20 protein-coding genes and 1 pseudogene are annotated in these 23985 nt (G+C 72.6%); 6 read left to right on the top strand and 15 right to left on the bottom strand.

What is annotated here, in order from left to right:
* Position 1 precedes the first annotated feature (1 nt).
* Together BM223_RS05495 and BM223_RS05490 are read right to left on the bottom strand one after the other, a co-directional pair.
* Positions 2–2251 carry a xanthine dehydrogenase molybdopterin binding subunit gene (locus BM223_RS05495; protein WP_038681004.1) on the bottom strand — a complete coding sequence of 750 codons (2250 nt, stop codon included), beginning with the start codon at positions 2249–2251 and terminating at the stop codon, positions 2–4.
* Positions 2248–3660 carry a xanthine dehydrogenase small subunit gene (locus BM223_RS05490; protein WP_038681006.1) on the bottom strand — a complete coding sequence of 471 codons (1413 nt, stop codon included), beginning with the start codon at positions 3658–3660 and terminating at the stop codon, positions 2248–2250. The genes BM223_RS05495 and BM223_RS05490 overlap by 4 nt, the downstream gene beginning before the upstream one ends.
* Before the next feature lie 88 nt (positions 3661–3748).
* On the opposite strand from BM223_RS05490, the gene BM223_RS05485 reads away from it, so the two are divergent.
* Complete coding sequence (locus tag BM223_RS05485) at positions 3749–4099, top strand: hypothetical protein (protein WP_038681008.1); 351 nt, start codon at positions 3749–3751, stop codon at positions 4097–4099.
* Here BM223_RS05485 and BM223_RS05480 read toward each other — a convergent pair.
* Positions 4059–4961, bottom strand: a complete 903-nt coding sequence (locus tag BM223_RS05480) for a LysR family transcriptional regulator ArgP (RefSeq protein WP_038681010.1) — start codon at positions 4959–4961, stop codon at positions 4059–4061. The genes BM223_RS05485 and BM223_RS05480 overlap by 41 nt on opposite strands.
* A 79-nt stretch (positions 4962–5040) precedes the next feature.
* On the opposite strand from BM223_RS05480, the gene BM223_RS05475 reads away from it, so the two are divergent.
* The gene (locus BM223_RS05475) at positions 5041–5661 is read left to right on the top strand and encodes a LysE/ArgO family amino acid transporter (RefSeq protein WP_038685126.1); all 621 of its coding nucleotides are present in this window, start codon (positions 5041–5043) and stop codon (positions 5659–5661) included.
* A 2-nt stretch (positions 5662–5663) separates the two neighbouring features.
* Here BM223_RS05475 and BM223_RS05470 read toward each other — a convergent pair whose 3' ends face one another.
* Entirely contained in the window at positions 5664–6494 is an 831-nt protein-coding gene (locus BM223_RS05470) for an alpha/beta hydrolase family protein (protein ID WP_158510221.1), read from the bottom strand.
* A 154-nt stretch (positions 6495–6648) separates the two neighbouring features.
* Here BM223_RS05470 and BM223_RS05465 point away from each other — a divergent pair, with 154 nt between their 5' ends.
* Together BM223_RS05465 and BM223_RS05455 are read left to right on the top strand one after the other, a co-directional pair.
* The gene (locus BM223_RS05465) at positions 6649–8403 is read left to right on the top strand and encodes an alkaline phosphatase (protein WP_083427845.1); all 1755 of its coding nucleotides are present in this window, start codon (positions 6649–6651) and stop codon (positions 8401–8403) included.
* A gap of 86 nt (positions 8404–8489) precedes the next feature.
* The gene (locus tag BM223_RS05455) at positions 8490–9038 is read left to right on the top strand and encodes a hypothetical protein (protein ID WP_038681014.1); all 549 of its coding nucleotides are present in this window, start codon (positions 8490–8492) and stop codon (positions 9036–9038) included.
* Here BM223_RS05455 and BM223_RS05450 read toward each other — a convergent pair.
* The 7 genes and pseudogenes from BM223_RS05450 to BM223_RS05425 form a co-directional block, all read right to left on the bottom strand.
* Positions 9028–9687 (bottom strand): hypothetical protein, encoded by a 660-nt coding sequence (locus tag BM223_RS05450; RefSeq protein ID WP_038685130.1) that lies wholly within the window; start codon positions 9685–9687, stop codon positions 9028–9030. The two genes, BM223_RS05455 and BM223_RS05450, sit on opposite strands and share 11 nt — an antisense overlap.
* An 18-nt stretch (positions 9688–9705) precedes the next feature.
* On the bottom strand, positions 9706–9888 hold the full coding sequence (locus BM223_RS28265; protein WP_038681016.1) for a hypothetical protein: 183 nt from the start codon (positions 9886–9888) through the stop codon (positions 9706–9708).
* A gap of 417 nt (positions 9889–10305) precedes the next feature.
* Positions 10306–10766 (bottom strand): annotated as a pseudogene (locus BM223_RS29685) (helix-turn-helix domain-containing protein); the annotation flags it as partial.
* A 63-nt stretch (positions 10767–10829) separates the two neighbouring features.
* Entirely contained in the window at positions 10830–11516 is a 687-nt protein-coding gene (locus BM223_RS05440; RefSeq protein ID WP_038681018.1) for a hypothetical protein, read from the bottom strand.
* A complete protein-coding gene (locus BM223_RS27820; RefSeq protein WP_158510222.1) occupies positions 11503–12108 on the bottom strand; it encodes a matrixin family metalloprotease in 606 nt (201 codons plus the stop codon). Before BM223_RS27820 ends, BM223_RS05440 begins: the two co-directional genes overlap by 14 nt.
* 327 nt (positions 12109–12435) lie before the next feature.
* Positions 12436–12990: a GNAT family N-acetyltransferase gene (locus BM223_RS05430; protein WP_038681020.1), complete on the bottom strand. Its 555-nt coding sequence runs from the start codon at positions 12988–12990 to the stop codon at positions 12436–12438.
* A 26-nt stretch (positions 12991–13016) separates the two neighbouring features.
* Positions 13017–13571 (bottom strand): hypothetical protein, encoded by a 555-nt coding sequence (locus tag BM223_RS05425; protein WP_038681023.1) that lies wholly within the window; start codon positions 13569–13571, stop codon positions 13017–13019.
* Positions 13572–13732: 161 nt separating this feature from the next.
* On the opposite strand from BM223_RS05425, the gene BM223_RS05420 reads away from it, so the two are divergent.
* Positions 13733–16027: a S9 family peptidase gene (locus tag BM223_RS05420; RefSeq protein WP_038681025.1), complete on the top strand. Its 2295-nt coding sequence runs from the start codon at positions 13733–13735 to the stop codon at positions 16025–16027.
* A gap of 94 nt (positions 16028–16121) precedes the next feature.
* Here the strand turns inward: BM223_RS05420 and BM223_RS05415 are convergent, their stop codons facing one another.
* The 3 genes from BM223_RS05415 to BM223_RS05405 all read right to left on the bottom strand — a co-directional run bounded on the left by BM223_RS05415 (position 16122) and on the right by BM223_RS05405 (position 20041).
* Positions 16122–17363: an HNH endonuclease signature motif containing protein gene (locus BM223_RS05415; RefSeq protein ID WP_144405066.1), complete on the bottom strand. Its 1242-nt coding sequence runs from the start codon at positions 17361–17363 to the stop codon at positions 16122–16124.
* Positions 17364–17441: 78 nt separating this feature from the next.
* Positions 17442–19082 (bottom strand): PucR family transcriptional regulator, encoded by a 1641-nt coding sequence (locus BM223_RS05410; protein ID WP_052138939.1) that lies wholly within the window; start codon positions 19080–19082, stop codon positions 17442–17444.
* A gap of 77 nt (positions 19083–19159) precedes the next feature.
* A complete protein-coding gene (locus tag BM223_RS05405) occupies positions 19160–20041 on the bottom strand; it encodes a GNAT family N-acetyltransferase (protein ID WP_235318983.1) in 882 nt (293 codons plus the stop codon).
* Between the two features lie 175 nt (positions 20042–20216).
* Between BM223_RS05405 and BM223_RS05400 the strand changes: the two genes are divergently transcribed.
* Positions 20217–22088, top strand: coding sequence for an ABC transporter substrate-binding protein (locus BM223_RS05400; protein ID WP_038681031.1), 1872 nt, complete (start codon positions 20217–20219; stop codon positions 22086–22088).
* 36 nt (positions 22089–22124) lie between these two features.
* Here the strand turns inward: BM223_RS05400 and BM223_RS05395 are convergent, their stop codons facing one another.
* Positions 22125–23978 carry a CocE/NonD family hydrolase gene (locus BM223_RS05395; RefSeq protein WP_141267337.1) on the bottom strand — a complete coding sequence of 618 codons (1854 nt, stop codon included), beginning with the start codon at positions 23976–23978 and terminating at the stop codon, positions 22125–22127.
* Positions 23979–23985: the final 7 nt, after the last annotated feature.

Here is a 23985-nt window from a genome sequence, read left to right as displayed (position 1 = left end):
CTCAGCCCCGCACCTTCTCGATCGCCCACCAGACCGCCTCGGGGGTGGCCGGTGAGGCGAGCTCGACGCTCACCCCGCTGGTCGAGCCGGTCGAGGCGCCGAACGCGCCGACGGCGTCGCGCAGGGCCTCGCGCACCGAGAACGCCAGCATCAGCGGCGGCTCGCCGACGGCCTTGGAGCCGTGCACCACGCCGTCCTCGGTCGCGTGCGGGAGCAGCGCGACGCGCAGGTCGGCCGGGAGCTCGGACAGGCTCGGCAGCTTGTACGTCGACGCCGCCTGCGTCGCGAGCCGACCGCGGTGCGGGCCGTCGGAGGTGTCCCAGCGCAGGTCCTCGAGCGTCAGCCAGCCCAGCCCCTGCAGGAACCCGCCCTCGATCTGCCCGATGTCGACGAGCGGCGAGAGGCTGTCGCCGACGTCGTGGACGATGTCGACCCGGCGCACGTCGTAGGCGCCGGTGAAGCCGTCGACCTCGACCTCGGCGGCGGCGACGCCGTAGGCGAAGTACTTGAACGGCGAGCCGCTCATCGTGGCGGCGTCCCAGGAGAGCCCCTCGGTGCGGTAGAAGCCCGCCGCCCAGAGCTGCACCCGGTCGAGGTAGGCGGCGCGGACGACGTCCTCCCAGGCGGCACCGGCGCCGAGCCGCTCGCGCACGGGCTCCAGCCGGCCGAGGACCTGCCGGCAGGCGTCTCTCACGGCGGCGCCGTTGAGGTCGGCTCCCGAGCTCGCCGCCGTCGCCGAGGTGTTGGGCACCTTGTCGGTGCGAGTCGGCGCCAGCCGGACCCGTTCGACCGGCAGCCCGAACGCGGTGGCGGCGACCTGGAGCATCTTGGTGTGCAGGCCCTGGCCCATCTCGGTGCCGCCGTGGTTGATGAGCACCGAGCCGTCCTTGTAGACGTGCACGAGCGCGCCGGCCTGGTTGAACGACGTGAAGTTGAACGAGATCCCGAACTTGACCGGTGTGATCGCCAGACCCCTCTTGGAATGGGGGCTCTGGCTGTTGTGCCGGTCGATCTCCTTGCGGCGTACGGCGAACTCGCTCGTGTCGAGCACCTGCTGCCACGCGCGGTCGATGCGCTCCGCGTGCCGCACCTCCTGCCCGTAGGGCGTGGTCTGGCCCGCGACGTAGAAGTTGCGGCGGCGCAGCTCCTCGGGGGCGATCCCGAGCACCGGCGCACAACGGCCCAGCACGTCCTCGATGACGAGCATCCCCTGCGGGCCGCCGAACCCGCGGAACGCGGTCTGCGAGGTGGTGTGGGTGCGAGCGATCCGCCCCTGCACGCGAACGTTCGGGATCCAGTACGCGTTGTCGATATGGCACAGCGCGCGCGAGAGCACCGGCTCGGACAGGTCGAGGCTCCACCCGCCGCCGCTCGTCAGCGTCGCGTCGAGCGCCTGCAGCCGGCCGTCGTCGTCGAAGCCCACCCGCCAGGTCGCGTGGAGGCCGTGCCGCTTCCCGCTCATCGTCATGTCCTGCTGCCGGGTGAGCCGCACCCGCACCGGGCGACCGGTCAGGGTCGCACCCAGCGCGGCGATCGCGGCGTACCCGTGGGGCTGCATCTCCTTGCCGCCGAACCCGCCGCCCATCCGCAGGCACTGCACGGTCACCTGGTGGCTGGCCAGACCCAGCACGTGGGCGACGATCTCCTGGGTCTCGGTGGGGTGCTGGGTGCTCGACTGGACGAACACCTGGCCGTCGTCGTCGACCTGGGCCAGCGAGGCGTGGGTCTCGAGGTAGAAGTGCTCCTGCCCGGCGAGCTCGGTGACGCCCTCGATCACCCGCGCGCTGGCGGCGAGTCCGGCATCGACGTCGCCGCGCGCGAGCACCGGCTGGGCACCCTGGAAGCTGTCTGCGGCGATCGCGTCGGCGATCGTGACGAGCGAGGGCAGCGGGTCGTAGTCGACCGCGACCGCCGCGGCCCCGAGCCGGGCGGCCTCGAGCGTCTCACCCAGCACCCAGGCGACGGCATGGCCGTGGAACATCACCTCGCCGGGGAACAGCGGCTCGTCGTGCTTGGTCCCCGCGTCGTTGACGCCCGGGACGTCCGCGGCGGTCAGGACCCGCACCACACCGGGGATCGCGTACGCCGGCCCGGGGTCGAGCCGGGTCATCCGGGCGTGCGCGTGCGGCGCCGGGACCGGGTGCGCGTGCAGCACGTGCGGCATCCGGACGACGAGGTCGTCGGTGTAGAGGGCGTGCCCGGTGACGTGCAGCGCCGCCGCCTCGTGCGGACGGGCCTCGCCGACGCTCATGACCGCACCCCCTCGGCGGCCGTCGTCGCGAGCAGCCGTGGGAGCGCCTGGCCCAGCATCGCCCGCCGGTACGCCGCACTGGCGCGGTGGTCGTCGAGCGGCGTGCCCGCGGCGGCCAGGAGCGCAGCAGCGGGTGCGATGCCCTCGGCGTTCCAAGGTACGCCGACCAGCGCCTGCTCGGCCACGGTCGCCCGGATCGGCGTCGCCGCCACGCCGCCCAGCCCGATGGCGGCCCGGCGCACGGTGCCCGTGCCGGCGTCGAGGTCGAGCGCGAAGGCGACCGCCACCGACGAGATGTCGTCGAACCGCCGCTTGGCGATCTTCTGGAAGGCCGTCGTGGTGGCGAGCGGTAGCGGGACCCGGACGCGGGCGACGAGCTCACCCGCCGCCAGGACGCTCTGCCGGTAGCCGGTGAAGTACGCCGTGAGCGGGACGACCCGCTCGCCGGCGGGCGAGACGAGGACGAGCTCGGCATCGAGCGCGAGCAGTGCGGGCGGCAGGTCGCCGATCGGCGATCCGGTGCCGAGGTTGCCGCCGATCGTCGCGCCGTTGCGGATGGGGCGCGAGGCGAACTGCGGGAAGACCGCGTCGAGCAGGGGGATCTGCCCCGACAGCCGGCGCTCGACCTCGCTCAGCGTGAGCGCGGCGCCGATCTCGACGACGTCGTCGGCGACGGTCAGCCCGCGCAGCTCGTCGAGCCGGTCGACGGCCACGAGCAGGCCCGGCCGGGAGCCGCGCAGGTTCGCCTCGACCCCGAGGTCGGTCGAGCCCGCGATCGCGACCGCACCCGGCTCACCCAGCAGGGCCAGCGCGTCGGCGAGGGACGCCGGCCGCACCCACCCGCCCTCGTGGTGCGGGAGCGTGGGCGGCGGGGCGCTCGTCGTGCGGGCGGCCAGGGGGTCGCCGGCGTCCGGTGCCCCGAGCGCCTCGGCGGCGTCGACGATCGGGCGGTAGCCGGTGCAGCGGCACAGGTTGCCCGAGAGCGCGTGGTGGTCGAAGCCATCGCGCCCGGGCCGGTAGTACTCGGCGGCCATGCTGCACACGAAGCCCGGCGTGCAGTAGCCGCACTGCGAGCCGCCGCGCACCGCCATCTCGTGCTGCACCGGGTGCAGCGCGGCCGGCGTCCCCAGGCCCTCGGCGGTGACGACCTCCTGGCCGGCGAGCGAGGCGGCCGGGAGCAGGCAGGCGTTGACGGCGGTCCACTCGGTGGGTGCGTCGATGCCGGGCCGCGCGACGAGGACGGCGCACGCGCCGCACTCCCCCTCGGCACAGCCCTCCTTGGCGCCGGTGAGCCCGAGGCCGCGCAGCCAGTCGAGCGCGGTGACCGGCGGCCGGGCGCCGACGAGCGCCCGGGCGGCTCCGTTGACCGTGACGGCGGCGCCCGGCCCTGCGGCCGGCTCCGTGCTCATCACCGCCAGGTTAGGGCATGTCCGGCGGCGGAACGACCGCTTCGCCGCGGATCCTCAGGTCCGGCACGCGGCTGCCGATGGGACCGAGATGGAGAGGGACGACAACCGGCCGGACTGCCCGCCCTGGTGCATCACCAGCGCGTCCGAGCACGCCGAGGAGGACCCCGGCACCTGGCTGCACGAGGGGCCCCGGTTCGGCCTCCTCCGCACCTGGTGGCAGGAGGGTCCCGGCGACCACAGCGCGTTCACCGCGACCGTCACCGAGCCCGAGCTGGGCGCCGAGCTCGCCTCGGACGACCTGCGCCGGCTCGCCTCCGACGCCCTCGACGCCGCGCTCTGGCTCGACCGCCAGGCGCGGACGACCACCACCGGGCACGGCGAGTCGGTCGTCGACCTGGTCAAGCGGGCGCACGCGGCGTCGTCGTCGCGGTCCGCCTGAGCCCGGCCCGCGCCGACCGTCGTACGTCGTCGGTGAGGGCGGCGAGCGCCGGGCTGTCGAGCCGCCACCGCTGCCAGTAGAGCGGGACGACGACCGGCCGGGCGCCCGGCAGCCGGACGGCGTCCCCGGCAGCGAGGCTCTCGTCGAGCTGCGGGTCGAGCAGCATCCCCCAGCCCAGGCCGGCGCGCAGAGCGGCGTGGAAGTCGGCGGTGCTCGGCACCCGGTGCACGACCGGTGGCCGGCCGGCACCGTGGGCGGCGAGAAGGGCGTCCTGCAGGTGGTCCTTCTCGTTGTAGACGACGAGGGGCATGGCCGCCCAGTCGATCCCGCGGCCGCGGCGGTGGCGCTCGACGAGCCAGGGGGCGGCCGCCGGGGTGTACCTGATCCCGCCGAGCCGCTCGACCACGCAGCCCTGCACCGGGACGGGCTCGTCGGTGACGGCGGCGAGCACCTCTCCCCCACGCAGCAGGTCGTGCGAGTAGGCCTGGTCCTCGACGTGCAGGCGCAGCGCCGTACCCGGCCGTCCGGCGACGTCGGCCAGCACCGGACGGAACCAGGTCGCGAGCGAGTCGGCGTTGACCGCGACGGCGAGGTCGACGACGTCGCCCGTGCCCAGCGTGGCCGCCGCCTCCGTGGCGAGCAGCCGCAGCTGGCGGCCGAGCCGGACGAGCGGCGCCCCGGCCTCAGTCGCGGTCGCCGGCGTCGTCCGGCGGACGAGGACCTGGCCGGCCGCCTGCTCCAGCGCCCGCACCCGCTGGCTGACCGCGCTCGGCGTGACGTGCAGGCGCCGGGCCGCGGCCTCGAAGGTTCCCTCCTCGGTGATGGCGACGAGGGTCTCCAGCTGGGCGGGGTCGAAGCGCATGGCTCATGTTAAGCGCCGCTAATGTTCGTGTAGGAACATTCGCTGGTCTTCACCCCCGGACCGACCCTAGGTTCGAGTGGTGCTCGCCCCTGCCCTCGCCGGACTCGTCACCACGATGACGCTCATCGTCGCCATCGGCGCGCAGAACGCCTACGTCCTGCGCCAGGGACTGCTCCGCTCCCACGTCGGCGTGGTCGTCCTCATCTGCGCGGTGTCCGACGCCCTCCTCATCGCGGCGGGCGTCGCCGGCGTCGGCGCCCTCGTCGACCGCACCGGCTGGGCACTCGCCCTCGTCCGCTGGCTGGGCGTCGCCTTCCTGCTCTGGTACGCCGCCGGATCGGTCCGCCGCGCCTTCCGCCCCGAGTCGCTGACCGCCGCCGACGGCACCGGCGCCCCTGCCGAGACGCGTCGCGGCGTGGTCGGCCGCACCCTCCTGCTCACCTGGCTCAACCCGCACGTCTACCTCGACACGCTGCTCCTCATCGGTTCCATCGCCTCCGCCCACGACGGCGGCCACGTCGTCGGCCGCTGGTGGTTCGGCGTCGGCGCCGCGCTCGGCAGCGTGCTGTGGTTCGGCGGGCTCGGCTTCGGCGCCCGGTTCCTCGCTCCGCTGCTCGCCCGGCCGCGGGCCTGGCAGGTCGTCGAGCTCGCCATCGCGGCGACCATGGTGGTCGTCGCGGTCAACCTCGCGACCGGCTGAGGTCAGCCGCGGATCCACTTCTCCAGGACCGCGGCGAGCGGCCCGGGCGTGCCGTCCGGCTCGACCAGCAGCGCATAGCCGTGCCCGGCCTCCGCGGACTCGAACCGGCTCCCCTCCGGCGCCGCGGCGGCGATCGCCCGCGCGCCGCTCACCTGGTCCTCGCCCTCGTCGTCGGCCATGGCGACCAGTGCGGGCGCCCGCAGCGCCCGGCCGCCGGCGACGACCTCCATGCCGTCCCAGTCGACCGGACCGGACAGGTCGGCCACCCGGTCGACGCGGTGGTCACGGACCGCCGTCATCAAGGCGACGCTGCCGCCCATCGACGCGCCGACCACCACGACCGTGCGGGCGCCGAGCGAGCGCCGGGCGACGTCGATCGCGAGACTCACGGCGTCGGTCTGCCGGGCGCCCCGGTGCGTACCCGTGCAGCGCGCGGCGCCGTACCCGCACAGGTCGATCGCCAGCACCTGCACGCCGGGCTGCGCGACCAGCCGGGCGGCGTAGGGCAGCCAGCCGCAGAGACCGTTGCCGTTCGTCTGGTGCAGCAGGACGGCGACCGTCGGGCCGCTGCCGGCGGTCACGGCGCTCACCCGGCCTACCGAGGCACTGCGCAGCGTGCGCGGCCGGAGCTGCGCCGCGGCGACCGCCGGGTCCTGCGGGCCGCAGCGGCCGAGCGCACCGGGCAACGACTCGTACGGCGCGGCCGTCGTCGGGGTGGGCCGGGCGCTCGCGCCACTCGTGCCGCTCGTTCCCCTGCTGTCGTCGGTGCCGCCCGAGCAGCCCGCGAGCACCACCATCACCGCCACGGCCACGGACCCGATCCGCGTTCTCATCGCCCCATGGTCACGTCGCGAGCCGTTCATGTCACGCACACCGCCCGGCCAACTCGTGGCGGCGAGCGGTACCCGCGCGCTGCCTAGCGTCGGCCCGTCGCGCCGAAGGGCGGCGCGGAGGAAGGGACAACCGATCATCATGCGATCTCGCTTCATGGCCACGGCCACCGCAGCGGTGGTGCTGGCCGGCGTGGCCGGCGTCGGCGGCAGCGTGGCGGCCCAGGCCAGCGCGGCGGAAGCCGCGGCCCCCACCAAGGCCAAGAACGTCATCTACCTGCTCGGCGACGGCATGGGCCGGACCCACGTCACCGCCGCCCGTGAGCGCTTCTACGGCGCGCACGGCAAGCTCAACATGGAGACGATGCCCGCCGTCGGCCAGGTGGCGACGTACGCCGTCGACAAGAACTCGGGTCAGCCCGGCGAGGCCGACTTCCACCCCAACTACGTCACCGACTCCGCCTCCGCCGCCACCGCGTGGTCCTCGGGCGTGAAGACCTACAACGCAGCCCTCGGCGTCGACGCCAAGGGCGCCGTCGTGCCGACCGTCATGGAGCAGGCGCACGCCGCCGGCCTCGCGACCGGCAACGTGTCGACCGCCGAGATCACCGACGCCACCCCGGCCGGCCAGATGTCCCACGCGCTCGCGCGCGGCTGCCAGGGTCCGTCGTACTCGGCCGGCAGCTGCCAGGACCTCGCGATCACCGGCTCGGCGCTGCCGACCGACGACGTGCGGGTCACCCCGATCGCCGACCAGATCGCCCGCAACCAGACCGCGGACGTCATCCTCGGCGGCGGTCTCTCCCGGTTCGACGCCGCGGACCAGACCGCGCTCGAGAACAACGGCTACGCCGTCCTCGGCTCGCCCGCCTCGCAGACCGTCGCGACCAAGACCGACCTCGCGAACGCGACCGGCCAGAAGGTCTTCGGCCTGTTCAACAAGGGCAACCTGACGGTCGAGAAGTTCAAGAAGGCCAACCCCGGTGCCCCCGAGGCGCAGGAGCCGACCGTCGCCGACATGACGACGAAGGCGATCAGCCTGCTCAAGGCCAAGAGCGCCGCGAGCGGCAACAAGGGCTTCTACCTCCAGGTCGAGGGCGCGCTCATCGACAAGCGCTCGCACGCCAACGACGCGAGCCAGACCCTCGAGGAGATGAAGGCGTTCGACGACGCGGTCAAGGTCGCGCTCGACTTCGCCAAGCAGGACGGCAACACGCTGGTCATCGTCACCGCCGACCACGAGTGCGCCGGCTTCAACATCATCGAGAAGGGCAGCTTCACCAACGCCGAGGCCGGCACCCCGCCGGTCAACGTCGACGGTGGCAACCCGTCGAACAGCTCGACGCCGCCGCGCTCCTCGAACCAGGCCAAGGACCCCGCGCGCAGCGACTTCGCGCCGGCCACCTTCCGCACGGCCGACGACCCGGCCGGCGTCGTGGACGGCACGCCGCAGGCCAGCCTCTGGCTGACCTACCTGTCGGGCAACCACACCGGTGCCGACGTCCCGGTCTTCGCCTACGGCCCGGGCTCCTCGGCGCTGGAGGGCTCGATCGAGAACACCGCGCTCTTCCGGATCGTCCGCGGCGCGCTGTCGCTCGACGGCTCCGGTGACCCGGACCCGGTCACGACCGCGACCAAGACCTCGCTGAGCGGCCCGGCCAAGGCGCGGACCGGCAAGAAGGCCACGGCCAAGGTCACCGTCAAGGTCGCCGTGAGCCCGTCGGCCGCGACCGGCACCGTCCGGATCACCGACAAGGGCAAGGTCGTCAAGACCGTCGCCCTGTCCGGCGGCAAGGCGACCGTGAAGCTGACGCTCAAGAAGGGCAAGCACAAGCTGGTCGCGAGCTACGCCGGCAGCACGTCGTACAAGCCCTCGGCGTCGGCGACGATCACGATCCGCGTCGTCCGCTGAACCACCGCACCGCACCGGACTGTCCCGGGTTCCGGCCGCCTCGGCGGCCGGGGCCCGGGGCGTCCGGCTCTCCAGGAGAACCCCGCATGCACCGCACCACCCTCACCGCCACCCTCGCCGGCCTGGCCGCCACCGCGGCCCTCGCCCTGACCGGCTGCTCGTCGTCGACGCCGGAGCCGGCGGGCTCGTCCGCCCCGGCCACCGCCTCGGAGACCCCGAGCCCGGTGGTGATGACGAGCTTCCCCGACCTCCCCGCCCCGACCGGCGAGCCCGACCTGCCCGGCCTCGCGGACGCCGCGCCGACCGGGACCGGCACCGTCGGCCACGTCCCCGGGCCCTTCGACGACCGCTTCCGGCTCGGCAAGGTCACCTTCGACGGCGAGCGCGTCACCGGCTCCCTCGACATCACCAGCGACGTCTCGGACCTCCTCGAGCTGCAGGTGCTCGCCGGCTTCTACGACGCCGGGGGCCGGCTCCTCGGCACCGCCCGGTTCACGCACCACCTCGACGAGAGCACCCACCACGACGACGGGCCGCCCTCGGAGCACGAGACGTTCACGATCAAGGTGCCCCGAAAGCTCGCGGGCAAGGCGGTCAGCGCGGCGGTCGGCGTACCGGTGCTCGTCAACGAGTAGCGCGCACGTAGGGCGAGATGAGCGCCGTCCGGACGGACAGGCCGAGATCGCGGTGGCGCACCGTGGTGATCCGGCGGCCCGGCTGGACGGCGTCCTTCACCGGCCCGGCGCGCTCGCCCAGCAGTGCCGCCGCCGCATCGATGTCGGCCACCGCGAACGTCACGCCCCACAGGCTCGCCGGCCCCTCGCCGTGGCCGTCCGGCGCCCCCACGACCTCGACCACCACCTCGCCCCACCGGTAGAACACCTGGCGCACCGCCGCCCCACCCATCGCGCCGTCGCGGACCCGCCGCTCGTCGGCGCCGATCGCGGCGAGGGCGGCGCGGGTGCGGGCGAGATCGGGCGTGAGCAGCACGACGTGGTCGATCACCGTGGCGCCGTTGGGGTGCTCCGGCGGCCGACCGGCCGGCACGTCGGCCGGGGTCGTACCCGGGGCCGTCGGGACGCCGTCCAGGTCGCCCGCGGCCCAGCCCTCGGGCAGCCCGCGCAGCGACCACCCGACGATCCCGGTGCCGCGCTCGCGCTCGCGGCCGGTGAACCGCAGCCGGACGTCGCCGACGCGGCACGTGCCGTCGTCCGCGAGGGTGAAGCCGGCATCGGCCCACGGCCCCGGCGGATCGGCGATCTCGAGCTCCTCGACAGCCAGCACCGGCCCCACGCTAGTGGCTCACGGGCCCACCGGCCCGAGCCGCTCGGCCGGCACCCAGTCGGTGATGATCACCTCGGGGTCGGCCGTCACCCAGGTCACCAGCGCCTCCCAGCCGTCGGTGCCCTGGCGCCACGTCAGCAGCAGGCCCGGGAGCTTGCGCGGGCCGAACTTCTCCTTGACCCAGACATGACGTTGCCCCACTGACGAAGAATAGAACATGTGTTCGAATAAGAACCAGGGTGGGCACCCTCGGGCGTGATGTCTCAGGACACGGGTGACAGAAGACGTGTCAGGACTTCGGTGACACTTTCCGCACGGTGGTGCCAGCCTGCAGCTCTTCGGGCAGTAGAGGTCGTAGGCGTCGGGCGACGATCTCGACGAAGAAGAGCCCCTCAACCTGGGGCGAGGGGCTTCGGCCTACTGGGTGGCCTGCCATGCGGCCTGGGGTCTGACCCCGCCAGGGAGTGCTTGGTGGGGGCGTTCGGTGTTGTCGATGTGGTCGAACTCGTCGACCTGGCCTGGAGCTCGGCGAGCGTGGCGGCGAGGGGTTGCCGGCGATCGCCTCGACGCCCGGGGACGTGATGTGCTGGACGAGCTTCCCGAGGTGGCGGCCGCTGTCTCGCTGACCGCGACGTGGGATGGCACCGCGCAGCAGGAGTGGTCGTCGATGAGTTGGAAGATCACGCAGTCCTGGCCGCCGGTCAGGACGTACTCGGTGGCGTCGAGCTGCTGGCAGGCGTTCGGGGCGGGATAGTCGAACCGCCGCCAGGCTGAGCGCGGCTTCTTCCTGGGCGCGGCCCGCGATCCAGCCCGGACGCCTCGAGCGCTGCGCGGACCTGGATCGCCTGGGCCTTGACCTCCTCGCTCAATCTGGCCGGGCTTGAGCGCGGCCGCCGAGTCCTGGGTTCGAGGATCGCAGCTGGTCCCTCGACTTGGGCGCGTCGCCGCAGCTCGTAGAACGACTTACGGGAGATGCCGCGCTCGGCACAGAACGTCGAGACCGCGCCGCGCGGGGCGTCATCGGGCCACTGCGCGATCGCGAGACGGGCACGGGGGTCAACGGGTTCATGAGCAGCCACCGGCCGAGCCTGGCCGCAGGGGAGAGGGCCGGGCCAAGAAGGCCGCCTGATGCAGGACGGCGCCTATCCGCGCTCTCGGCTCAAGCGACCGATCACGGTGCGTGCGTCTTCGAGGGACAGAGACTTCACCCATTTCGGATTGGCCGGTTCAGCGTTGCTGGGCCAGATAAACGAGCCGCCGGAGTCCACTAGGTGAAGCAGCGTTCCCCCGTCCTCCGTCAACGCCACGAGCACGCGGTCGCCGACCTCAGGTGCGCCCTGCGAATGTGCCTGGTAGTCAACCCACGAGTCCAACTCATCCTCCGAGAATGGCCCCTGGCCGGCCTTCCCCTCGAAGTCGCTGCGAACTTCTCGGAGCTTCACCGTTCCGCCGGTGGAGCCGAAGGTAACTGTCTTCACTCCCGGCTTGAGGGAATCTTCCACCTCAACATCGGAGAGCGTGAAGACATCGTGGCTGTCATCAACCTTCGAGACCTTCACCGTGTTGGACGTGACTGTGCCGATAACGATGTTGGCGACAGCGGGGTCGGCCAGAAATGCCTCCAGGGTAGGCAGGCCGAACGGTGCGATCTGGGCACCCTGGCTGTCGATCTCGACAGTCCTGGTCGCGCCGGGCTCCGGTACTGCTGATGAGTTGGCCGCGCTGGGCCGCGCCTCTGCCTCGTCCGGGTCGGACGCAGCCGAGCAAGCAGTGAGAATAGCCGCCATGGCTACGGCGGCCACGCCGAGCGAGATGTCAGTAGAGCGCATTGATCCCATTCCTGTCGTCTTGGGTCGGAGCGGTCGCAGGTGAAGTCGGAGAGGAGATAGTGCGCGCCATCAGGGTGGTGCCACCAGCGTGGGCTAGCCCCATCACGTGCCCCATCTCGTGGGCGATGATCGGGGCGCGTCGACTCGCGTTCCCGCAGAGCGGCGTTTTGAAGGTGTGTTGATTGATGTAGACGCGGCCGAACTCCCAGTTTCTGCTGGGTGCTCCATTTGGCTCCGTGTTGACGTCGGTCGTGCCAACGATGTGCCACGTGATGGCGCAGTAGTCTCGACGAGGGTTGTCGTCCGCCGTGCGATAGAAATCCATCTCGCTAGCGGGCTTGTTCATGGTGCGGGAGAATGAAACCGGAACTGAAGGTGCTTGGTTCCAACGACCGACACCTTGGTTCGTCGCGTCGAAGTAGTTGGCCTCAACTCCTGCGGCCATCCAATACTGCTTGTTCGTCACGCCACCGATCAGGACTCGATTACTCCACGTCTCGAATGACTGCGCTGGAGGAGTCGGGGCGAGCAGGCTCGCGGCCGCCAATGCGGCAACGGCGGCAGGGAGAGCCGGGCGAGTGACCTTCACCATGCCGGCAGCGTAGGGCCACCCAGCATGCCCTGTCACGTGTTGCCGACCTAATGTTGCCGAGCGCCGACCCATCTAGACCCCTCCAAGCAAATCGATACACCCGCTACTCGCAACTACGACGACCACAGCCGTTCCGGGGTTCCACGGGCCGGCAAGATTCGGTCGCCCCCGTGAAAGTCCGAGAACGCGGGCGCGGGTCCGACTTCTCAGCCGGCTGGCCAAGGCGAGACCGGGTGACGAAGTGTCGCCGCCAGAACCACCCGAACTGTCACCGATGTCCTGATGCAGAACTGTCACCTATGTCTTGAGACATGGCACCGGGCACCTTCAGGCCTGCCGCTCGCGTCGCAGCAGCCCGTACACCCACGAGTCCGACACCACCCCGTCGACGACGCAGTCCTCGCGCAGCGTCCCCTCCCGCACGAACCCGAGCTTCTCCAGCACCCGCGCCGACGCCGGGCTCCGGGTGTCGACCCCGGCCTGCACCCGGTTGAGGTCGAGGGTCGCGAACGCCCAGTCCAGCAGGGCCCGCGCCGCCTCCGTGGCGTAGCCGCGCCCCCACGCCGCCCGCGGCAGGCAGTAGCCCGTGCGGGCACTGCGGAAGTCGGGGTTCCACCCGCTGACGGTGCACCAGCCGACGAACGCACGGTCGTCGCGGCGCTCGAGGACCACCCGCACCCCGCTCCCCTCCTCGGCCATCTCCGCGCACCGCGCCAGGAACTGCGTCGCCGCGGAGCGGTCGGTCCACGGCGGGTAGTCCCAGTAGCGCAGCACGTAAGCGTCGCTCTGCAGCGCGAAGAGGTCGTCGGTGTCCGCCTCGGTGAACGGGCGCAGGCGGAGGCGCTCGGTCTCGAGGGTGGGGGTCCGGAACGGGGTCGGCACGACCCCACGGTCGCATGCGGGAGTCGTCAGCGCACGACGTCCATCCACCGGTTGTAGAGGTGGCCCAGCTCGTCGTCGAGCTGCGCGACGACCTCACGCACCCGATCGTCCGCGGCCACCCGGAGGTAGCGCTCGTCCGCGACGATCGCGACGATGGAGTGCTCGACCTCGCGGTACGCCGCAGGGTCGTTGCGCATCGCGCGCAGCTGCTCGACGTACCCCTGGAGGACGGCGAGGTAGGCACCCCCGGCGAGCCGGCCCTCGGCCTTGGCCTGCGCCCGCCGGAACACCACGCGCAGCTCGCGGGCGAGCCCGGGCCCGACGACCCCCTCCCCCATCGGTACGGCGAGCCCGCGCGCGTAGTCGCGACTCAGGTCCCCCTGCACGCGGATCAGGCTCGGGCCGGCGAACCGCCGCTTCCGCGGTACGAGCCCCTCGTCACCCTGCCAGGCGGCGAGGATGCGCGCGTTGGACTCGGTGTCGGCGACCTCGCTCTCGCCCGTGGCCAGGACCGTGTACCAGTCGGCGAGCAGCTCGAGGAGCACTGTGCCGTCGTACCGGAAGGTGGCGAGGACGAACATGCGCGCGGCTCCTAGAGGGTCGGTCGATGAAGCGTGGCACAGCCGTGACCCCACGGCGCACACCGAACGCCGCGCGGTTCTTCGTGCCCGGCCACGAACCGGCTGCCTCGCGACGCCCCTAGCGTCGGGTTCGTTGCAGTCCGACGACGAGGAGAAGCCCCATGCCGAGCGGTGCCCTGCCGGACGCGTCGTACCGACGGGCGGAGGCCCTGCTCCCCCACCGCCGGCACCGACTGGCGCTGCGTACCCAGGTCCGGCCGCAGTGGATCGGGGACGGCGGCCGGTTCTGGTACCGCGTCGACACCGAGCGCGGCAGCGAGCTCGTCGTCGTCGACCCCGAGGCGGGCACCCGCCACCCGGTCGTCGACCAGGAGCGGCTCGCGACGGCGCTCGCGGCCGCCGCCGGCGAGCCGGTCGAGCCGTACGACCTGCCGTTCGCCTCGATCACCTTCACCGGCGAGGACGACGGCGCGAGCATCGCGTTCGACGCCTTCGGCAGCCGCTGGACCTGTCGGCTCGCCGAGCACACCGTCACCCGCGACGACGACGTCCCCGCCCCACGCACGCCCCTCGAGACGCCCTCCCCCGACGGCCGCTGGGTGGCCTTCGTCCGCAACCACGACGTGTGGGTCCGCGCGACCGCGACCGGCGAGGAGGTGCGGCTGACTGTCGACGGCAGCGCGGACCAGGCCTACGCGCGCCAACCCGACTACGCGCAGCCGACCCAGCTGCTGCGGCTCATCGACGCCCCGGGGACGCCGCCGGCTCTGCTCTGGTCGCCGGACTCCGCGCGGATCCTCACGCACCGGGTCGACCAGCGCGGGATCCCGCTCATGCACCTGGTCGAGGCCGCGCCACCGGACGAGGGACGCCCGCGGCTGCACAGCTACCGCTACCCCGTGCCCGGCGAGCCGATGGCGCGAGGCACCTGGGTCGTCCTGGACGTCGCCGCGCGCAAGGTCATCGAGGCCGGGATCGAGCCCTTCCAGGTCGAGTACCTCACGCCGCTCGCCTACGGCTGGGCCTGGTGGGCCGACGACGGGTCGGAGATCTACGTCATCGACCGCTCTGCCGACCTCCGCACCCTCCGGCTGTGCCAGGTCGACCCAGCGACGGGGGCGGCCCACGACCTCGTCGTGGAGTCGTCGCGCACCCGGATCGAGCCGAACCAGTACGACGGCGCCCCGCCGCTCGTCCGCGTCCTGACCGGCGGCCGCGAGGTGCTCTGGTACTCCCAGCGCGACGGCTGGGGGCACCTCTACCTGTACGTCGACGGCGTCCTCGTCCGCCAGCTCACCACGGGCACGTGTGCCGTACGGGAGATCGCCCACGTCGACGAGACCGCGCGGACGGCGTACGTCGTGGTGGCGGGGCTCGTCGCCGACGACCCGTACCGCCGCTCGCTGCTCCGCGTCGGCCTCGACGGCGGCGAGCCGGTGCGGCTGACCGACGACGACCTCGACCACGCGCTCACCGTGGCCCCGCACGGCCGCTGGTTCGTCGACACCGCGTCGACGGTCGAGACCCCACCGGTCACCACCGTGCGCGGGACCGACGGCACCCTGCTCGTCGAGCTCGAGCAGGCCGACCTCGGGCCACTCCAGGCGCTCGGCTGGACGCCGCCTGAGCGGATCCGCGCCCTCGCCGCCGACGGCCGGACCCCCGTCTACGGGCTGCTCCACAAGCCCTTCGGCTTCGACCCCGCACAGCGCTACCCGGTCGTCGACCACGACTACCCGGGCCCACAGGTCAACGTCGTCCAGGGCGGCTTCGACCAGGGCGCCTTCGGCGCCGACTCGGAGGCGGTGGCCGCGCTGGGCATGGCCGTCCTCGTTGTCGACGGGCGCGGCACACCGGGACGCGACAAGGCCTTCCACGACCACGCCGACCGCAACCTGCACGGAGCCGGAGCCCTCGAGGACCACGTCGCCGTCCTGCACCAGCTCGCCGCCACCCGTCCCTGGCTCGACCTCGACCGGGTCGGCATCTTCGGCCGCTCCGGCGGTGGCTACGCGGCCGCCCGCGCCCTGCTCGCCCACCCCGACGTCTACTCGGTCGGCGTCGCCGAGGCCGGCAACCACGACAACCGGATGTACCACGCCAGCTGGACCGCGATGTACGACGGCCCCTACGACCCCGGCGACAGCGCCCGGCTCTCGAACACCGAGCTCGCCGGGAACCTGACCGGCCACCTGATGCTCGTGCACGGCGACATGGACGACAACGTGACGCCGCACCTCACGATGCGCCTGGTGGACGCGCTCATCGCCGCCGACAAGGACGTCGACCTGCTCATCGTGCCCGGCGCCGAGCACGCCTTCACCGGGCGCCAGCACTACGTCGTACGGCGGCGCTGGGACTACCTGGTGCGGCACCTGCTCGGACTGGAGCCGCCTCGCTACCGGCTGGCGCCCATCCCGCCGGACCCGGCCTTGGTGTCGTTCTTCCTGGGGTGAGTGAGGGTGGGCTTCGGCGCTTCTTGGGCTGGGGTCTTCTTTACTGATGGCGTGGTGGCGCGCCGCAGTGGTCGAGGTACCTGGTTGCGGTTGGTCAGTGGGTGTGGGGTTCGTGCCGGTGCACCCCTGGCTCGGGGTCGTCGTCGGAGTCTGAGTGCTCTTGGGGATGTGTGCCGCGGTGGCTCACCTCGAAGCGGAAGCCGGACGGGCTTCGCCACACGTAGGTGCCGACCTTGGTGACCTGGTAGCGCCACTGGCTGTGGGTCTTCGCGCGGTGGTGGCGCCGGCACAAGGGGACGAGGTTGCAGGGGCAGGTCGGTCCGCCCCGGTTGTGGGGTGTGGCGTGGTCGAGGTCGCAACGCATCGCAGGCCGGGTGCAGTAGGGGAAGCGGCAGGTGTGGTCGCGGAGCTCGACCTGCTGGCGGTGCCGGTCCGGGATCTCGTAGGCCGTCACCGGGATGTGCCCGGCCACATCGATCACCGGGCGGACTGTCACCGACATGCCCGGCTGGGTCAGCCATTCGCGGATCTGCTCCGCGCTGACCGGCTGCTGGTCCCACCGCCCGACCGGGTTGGCGCCAACCAGCGTCGCATCAGTGATGTGGACGTTGAGCACGGCCTTGCGGCCGGGTGAGCCGTCGAGGTCCAGGGTGAGGTCGTTGCGGGCGAGATCGCCCAGTGCCTGGGAGCGGCGCACGTCCAGGCTCGCCTCATTGCCCAGCCGGCCCAGCAACGTGGCCCGGCGGCTGATCGCGTCATCCAGATCACGGCCATCGGCGGCGTCGAGAAGCCCGTCGATCGACACCAGCCCATTGCCGTCCGGCGCCCCGACCTCGACATAGCGGTGGTCGGCCGCCGCCACACGCTCAGCCTCGTAGCGCTCCGGGTCGAACCGGATGACCGCCTCCGCGATCAACCGCTCCAACTGGGCCCAGCCCACGCCGGTGGCGTTGAACAGCTGCCGGTCCACGAACGCCGCCGCCTCACGACACAACGACCGCGTGGCCTCAGCGATCCGCTCAGCCCGCCAGGGCGCGAGACGGCCGGCGACCACTGAGGCGTAGACCTGCGGGAGGCGCCACGCACATTCGAGTACCCGGCCGACATAGACCCGGCCGCCGTCGGGCGAGCGGCCGAGGACCGCGATCAGCTCCATGAGCGCGAACTCCGAGACCAGCGGGGCACCCTCACCGGCGATCGGGAGGCCGGTGTCGACGAACCCGTCCCGGATGGTTGCCGCACCCACCGCCTCAGCCCCGGCCGAGCCGGCGACCACGTTGCCCGCGGCCCACTCCACGATCCCCGCCCACTCGGCAACCACCGACTCCTCACGCACCCGCACCCCAGCCCGAAGGCCGGCGAGAAGCGCACTCGAAGTCATACCCGTATTAGATCAGCAGGGTCCGACACAACCCTAGGGATCGAGCAGCCGCAGCTGGACCATGGCCGCGAACCGCTCCCGCGGGTCCTTCAGGTCGAGCCCGCTCACCTCGGCGACCCGGCGGATCCGGTAGCGGTAGGTGTTCGGGTGCACGTACATCTGGGCGGCGGCCGCGGGGAGGTCGCCGAAGGTGTCGAGCCAGGCGCGCAGGGTCTCGACCAACTGGGCCTGGTGCTCGGCGTCGTAGGCCAGGAGCCGGGCGATCGGGGGCATCACGCCCTCGCGCCGGGCGGAGGCCAGGTCGGCCAGGTCGAGCAGGAGGGAGTCGATCAGGACGTCCTCGGAGGTCGCGACGCGACGGGCACCCGGCTCGTGGCGGAGGACGCGCAGGGCACGGTCGGCGCCCTGGCGTGCGGTGGCGAGAGTGGCGGCGTCGGGGGCGAGGGGGCCGATGCCGATGACGGCGGGCACGTTGGGGCCGATCCGGTCGAGGAAGGCCTGGGCGATACGGCGGCCGCGGGCGGCGGGATCGCCGTCGGCGGCGACCGGGACCGTGCCGTACGCCCGGTCCCCGAGGACGGCGACCGCCGAGCCCTGCTGCAGCGCGGTCAGGTGGACGCCGAAGGCGTCGGCCACGCGCTGCAAGGTCGTCGCGTACGCCGCACTGTCGGCCCCCGCATCGTCGCCGTCGGGCTGCCCGAGGGCGAGCGCGAAGACGAGTACCGAGCGGCCGATGATGCCGAGGCGGCCGGCCGCCTCGGCGGCCGAGGGACCGCCCTCGAGGGCGGTGCTGACCAGGTCGGCGCGGAGCCGGCGCTCGACGTCGGAGCCGGCCCGGACCCGCAGCAGGTGCAGGGCGACGAGCTTGGCGGCGTCGGCGAGCGCGTCGCTGCGCTCGCGGTCGAGCGGCTCCGCGACGGCGACCCAGATCGAGCCGAGGACCTCCTGGCCGGCGCGCACCGCGACGGCCATCCGGGCGATCGCGTCCTCGCCCTCCTCCAGGGCGAGCGAGGGCAGGAAGACCGGACCGTCGGCGCGGTAGACCTGGTCGAACTCGCCGCGCGACTCCTGCTCCTGGACGTAGCGCTCGGGTACCCGGCGACCGAGGATCGTCTCGATCCGCTGCGCGTCGGCCTCGTCCTGGCGGCCGGAGAACGCGAGGACGTTGGAGTGCGGGTCCTCGATGGTGATCGGGGCGTCGAGCAGCGCGGCGATGGCGTTGGCGAGCGAGAACAGGTCGCCCGAGGCGATCCCGCCGATGAGGTCGGACGTCGCACCGGTGTCGTCCTCGGTGAGCAGGGTGCGCAGCATCGCCGCGACCTGCGTCCAGGCGGCACCGGCGGTCAGGCCCAGCAGCGCGACGCCGGTGCGCTCGGAGGTACGCCGCATCTCGCCGGTCACCGTCACCGGGGTCCGGACGACGAGCGCGGCCGCGTCGTGCGTCCCGAGGTCGCGCAGCAGCTCGCAGATCTCGTCGTGCTCGTGGACGCCGACCCCGAGCACGATCGCGCGCCGGGTCATCGCCAGGTCGTCGGCCGCGTCGTAGATCGTGACGCCGCCGATCGCGTGCGCGTGCGCGGTGCTGCCGGCCAGGCGCTCCAGCAGGGCGTTGCCGAGATGGTCGAGGACCCTCGCGAGGCTGCGGTGCGGTGTCGTCGTCACGGACCTGAGCACTCCCCGACCATAGGTCGAAGGATAGGGCCGCTCGCTCGTCGCCGCTCCCGAACCGGGCGGCTCCGGTTGGTCGCCCGCTACGAGACGTCGGCCGGCCGGCGCTCGACCAGGTAGCCGCGGCGCTGGTCGAAGCCGGCGATCCGGGCGCCCGCCTCGAGCTCGGCCGAGAGCAGCTCACGGACGGCGATCCGCCAGTCCCGGCCCGCGTCGGGGTCGACCTCACGCAGCCGCTCGACGTCACCGGGCAGGCCGACCGTGACCCGGCGGGCGTGCGACGCGGACGACCGGAGTGGGCGGTCGTCCGGATCGGCGACCAGCACCGCGGTGGCGTCCGTGAAGTCGCCCGGCGGCACCGGCGGCACGGTCAGCTCCCATTGCAGGTAGAGACGGTCCGTCGCGTCCTCGCGGTTGATGCCGTCGTCCAGCGCGCCGTAGAAGTTCACGTGGTAGCGCAGCGCGCGGGCACCGAGCTTGGTCAGGTTGAAGTGCGCATTGCGCCGGATCAGCGGGTCGAAGGTCCAGGCGATGGTCTCCATCCCGTGCTCCAGCGCCCAGGCCCGCTGGTGCAGCTTGATCGCGTAGCCGACCCCGCGCTGCTGGGCGCCGGGCGCGACGCCTGCGATGTGGCTGTGCAGCAGCCGGCTCTCGGGCGGCCCCGCGAAGCCGACGCACGCACCGAGGAGCACCGGGCCGTCGTAGGCGCCGACGACGTAGCTGTCCGCGGCCGAGAGCGCCCGCAGCATCTCCACCGAGACGGGCGCGGTGTCGGGAGTGCCCTTCCAGACGTCGATGTAGAGCTGCGCCACCTCCTCGAGCTCGGTCAGCTCACGCAGCTCGCGCAGCTCGACGTCCGCCTCGGCGGCTGCTGCGGAGGCCGCCACGTCACACTCGCGGCGCAGCGCCACGAGAGAGGCCGCAGGGGCCGAGCCGGCGGGCGGGGGCAGGGGAATGTCGGACACGACGACGATCGTCCAGCGCCGTCCGGCGCCGGTCGTGGTCTGCCGGTACGACGTCCTCGGCGACAAATCGTGGCGGCCCACGAAGTCGCCGCGGCGGCGCGGCGGCACCGTGGTGCGACACGGGCTACCCGCCGCGGGCGGGCCCACTAGCCTCGACGCAGAACAGGAGTCCTCGATGAGCGCGATCACCTCTCGTCGGTCGGCCCGCGCACTGATCGCCGCCACGTCGATCATGCTGCTCGCGACCGCGTGCACGACGGCCAAGGAGCCGCCCACCCGCAAGGACGGCGCGCTCGGCTCGCTGCCGACCGAGAGCGGGAAGCCCAAGGACGGCGGCACGATCAGTGTCGCGCTCCCGGTCGGGCTCTCCCCCAGCACCATGTTCCCGATCCCGTCGAGCACGGACATCCCGCTCGGCAACCAGCTGCTCGTGCGCAACCTCTACGCCGAGGCCGACATCGGCACCACCGACCAGGTCAACGCCGACCTGAGCCTCGCCGAGCTGCCGGAGTTCGGCGCCGACGGCAAGACGGTGTCGATCACGCTCAAGGACGGCAACAGCTGGTCCGACGGCGCCCCGGTGGTCGCCGACGACCTGATCTTCACGATCGACCTGATCAAGGCCGCCGTCGCGCTGAGCCCGGTCAACTACGCCAGCTACACGCCGGGCGGCTTCCCCGACAACGTCGTCAGCGCGACCGCGAAGGACGAGCACACCGTCGAGCTGAAGCTGACCGAGCCGATCAACCCCGGCTACTTCCTGCACACCGTCGCCATCAGCCTCAAGCCGCTGCCGTCGTCAGCCTGGAACATCGCGGCGAAGGACGGCCCCCACCTCGACCCGACCGTCCCGGCGAATGCGAAGAAGATCTACTCCTTCCTCGCCGCCCAGGGCCGCGAGCTGACGGACTTCACGACGAATCCCCTCTGGAAGACGGTCAACGGCCCGTTCCGCCTGACGGAGTGGGACTCCTCGACCGGCGGCTACACGCTGGAGCCGAACCCGGAGTACACCGGCTCCGACACCTCGCGCGTCGACGCCGTGCAGTTCCGCTCGTTCACCTCGACCCAGGCGATGCTCAACCAGCTGCTCGCCGGCGAGCTGACCGTCGGCACGCTCGACGCCAGCTTCGTCACTCAGGCCGATGCACTGGAGAAGAAGGGCTACCACGTCTACGGCCGGCCCGGTCCGGCCGCAGTGAACCCGCTCGTCATCAACTTCGCCAACGAGACGAACAACTTCGACAAGGTGATCGCGCAGCTCTACGTGCGCCAGGCCCTGCAGCACCTCGTCGACCAGCCCGGCTACATCAAGAGCCGCGGCGTCTACAACGGTGCGGCGACGCCCAACTACAGCACCGCCCAGGCCGGCAGCCGCTACGCGCCCACCTTCGGCGACGAGCCGCCGTACCCGTACGACCCGGAGGCGGCGAAGAAGCTGCTCACCGACCACGGCTGGAAGGTCGTGCCGGACGGCAGGACCACGTGCGTCAGCCCGGGCACCGGACCGTCCGACTGCGGCGCCGGCATCCCCGAGGGCCAGGACCTGAGCTTCAACCTCCTCTACGCCAACTCGCCCGCAGCCAACGTCAACCGCGACCTGGCGTTCATCTCGGAGGCACGCAAGCTCGGCATCACCATCACCGGCGAGGCCAAGGCGCTCAACTTCCTCTACAAGAACGTCGACAACAACGGCAGCCCCGCCTACAAGGACAAGTGGGCGATGGTCGACGAGGGCGCCTTCACGATGGGCGCCTACCCCGCCGCGTCGTTCTTCCTCGGCAGCAAGGCGTTCTTCAACCTGGGCAGCTACGACGACCCGAAGGCGGACGCGCTGTTCGAGGCCTCGGTGCACTCGACCGACCCGGAGGCGCTCGTCGCGGAGACGACGTACCTCGGTGAGAACCTGCCGTGGCTGTTCATGCCGAACGTCGACAACATCGCCGTCTGGAGCGACAAGATCTCCGGCCCGGCCGAGTCCTTCGCCAACCTGACGGCGTACGGACTGGTCGGCGCGAACCCCCAGGCCTGGTACTTCACCTCCTGAGCACCGACCCGAGCACCGGCCCGAGCCGGCTCCCCCTCACCGCAGGATCGTGAGGTGGAGCCGGCTCGGGTGCGTCGGGCCGTGGTGGATCCGCTGCACGGCAGGCACCGGCTCCCCCGACTCGCCGCCGAGGTTGGTGTTCCGCTCGAACCGCGGGAAGTCCGACGAGCAGACGTCGATCCGCACGGCGTGACCGGCACGGAACCGGTTGGCGGTGGCCCAGAGGTCGATGTCGTAGGCGTGGACGACGCCCGGCTCGATCGCCGACGGACCGCTTGCCAGGTCGCGGTAGCGGGCGCGGACCATGCCGGACTGCAGCAGGATCGCCCGTCCGTCGGGGAAGACGTCGCTGAGCCGCACCACGAAGTCGGTGTCCCGCGCGCTCGACGCGGCGTGGAGCGTCACCCGCAGCGGGCCGACGACGTCGAGGTCGGCGTCGAGCAGCGCCGAGGTGTAGACGAGGACGTCGGGCCGCGCCTGCACCGCGGAGAGGTCGACGCTGCCCGGCCGGTACACGTCGGACACGATGCTGCCGCCGACGGTGGGCGTCGGGTCGTGCGGGTCGTAGACGTACTCGTCGGGCGGCGAGTCCGCGGGCGCCGGCTCGGCGAGCAGCGTGCCGCCGGGCCCGAGGTGCAGCGTCATCGGCTCGACGCCGGGCGGCGGCCAGGTCTCGGCGGTGCGCCACTCGTGGGCACCCATCAGGTAGTAGGTGACGCGCGGGATCCGCGCGACCGCGTCGGCGCGCACGGCGTCGTACCAGTGCACGAGGACGTCGACGATGCTCGCCGTCCGGTAGTGCCGGTCGAGCTCGGGGTGCTCCTCGACGCCCTCGAGGTAGCCGGGCATGTTGTGCGCGGCGGGCGTGATGACGAGCCGGCTGCGCTGCCGGACGCCGTCACGGGCATGGGCCTGCAGCAGCTCCCAGCTCTCCAGCGAGGGCCCCAGGCCCCAGTCGTACCAGCCGGTGACGATCATCGGCGGCGCGTGGACCTCCTGGTACAGCTCGGCCGCGTCGACGCGCGGCAGCAGGTAGGCCTCGCCCGACATCTCGGGCGGGAAGACGCCGTTGAGCGCGAACGTGTCGGCATAGCTGACGCCGACGTCGCCGTCGACGGCCTTGCCGAGCGCCGTGCGGAGCAGGTCCGCCCGGCCGACGGCGTCGAGCGCGCAGAGCTGGCGCCACAGCCAGCGGCGTGCCGCGAGCGGGGCGAGCGTCCGCAGGTGCGGGTACCGCTCGAGCAGGCCCGGCCCGATCGCGCCGTCCAGCGGGTCGTTGAAGTACCCGCCTGCCGCGGTCTCCTCCCGCATCTGCCGCTCGCGCTCGGTGAAGTCGACGCCGACCTTGTCGGCGCCGTGCCCGACGCTGGTCGAGTACGCGTCGACGAACAGGTGCGGGCGGACGCCGTTGGAGCGCTGCCGCCCGGGATCGCCCACCTCGGGCGCGATCGCGCTCATCAACGGGTGCCGGGCCAGGCACCACTGGGTGCCGCCGAGGTAGGACCCGCCGAGCCCGCCGACGAAGCCGTCGTACCAGGGCTGGCGCCCGATCCACTCGACAAGATCGATGCTGTCGTCGGACTCGTAGACCGTGAAGTCCCAGGAATCGGGCTCGCTGTCGCCGGTTCCGCGCACGTCCTGGGCGACGACGGCGAAGCCGCGGCGGGCCAGCTCGACGGAGGTGTCCGCCGTCGACGTCCGCCCGTACGGCGTCCGCAGCACCAGCGCCGGGACCGGACCCGTCGCGGCGGCCGGCGGGAGGTAGACCTCCGTGGCCAGCCAGACGCCGTCGCGGGTCGTCATCCACGCCGTGCTGCTGGTGATCTCGTCGGCCGCGTGGACGGGCGGACGAGCCCGGTCCGCGCCGAGGACGGCGTCCAGGCTCGTCATCCGGCCG

Source organism: Pimelobacter simplex, assembly GCF_900114845.1.
GTDB classification, from domain to species: domain Bacteria; phylum Actinomycetota; class Actinomycetes; order Propionibacteriales; family Nocardioidaceae; genus Nocardioides; species Nocardioides simplex.
The sequence above is the reverse complement of the archived record's forward strand: the minus strand, read 5'-3'. Positions and strand labels throughout refer to the sequence as shown.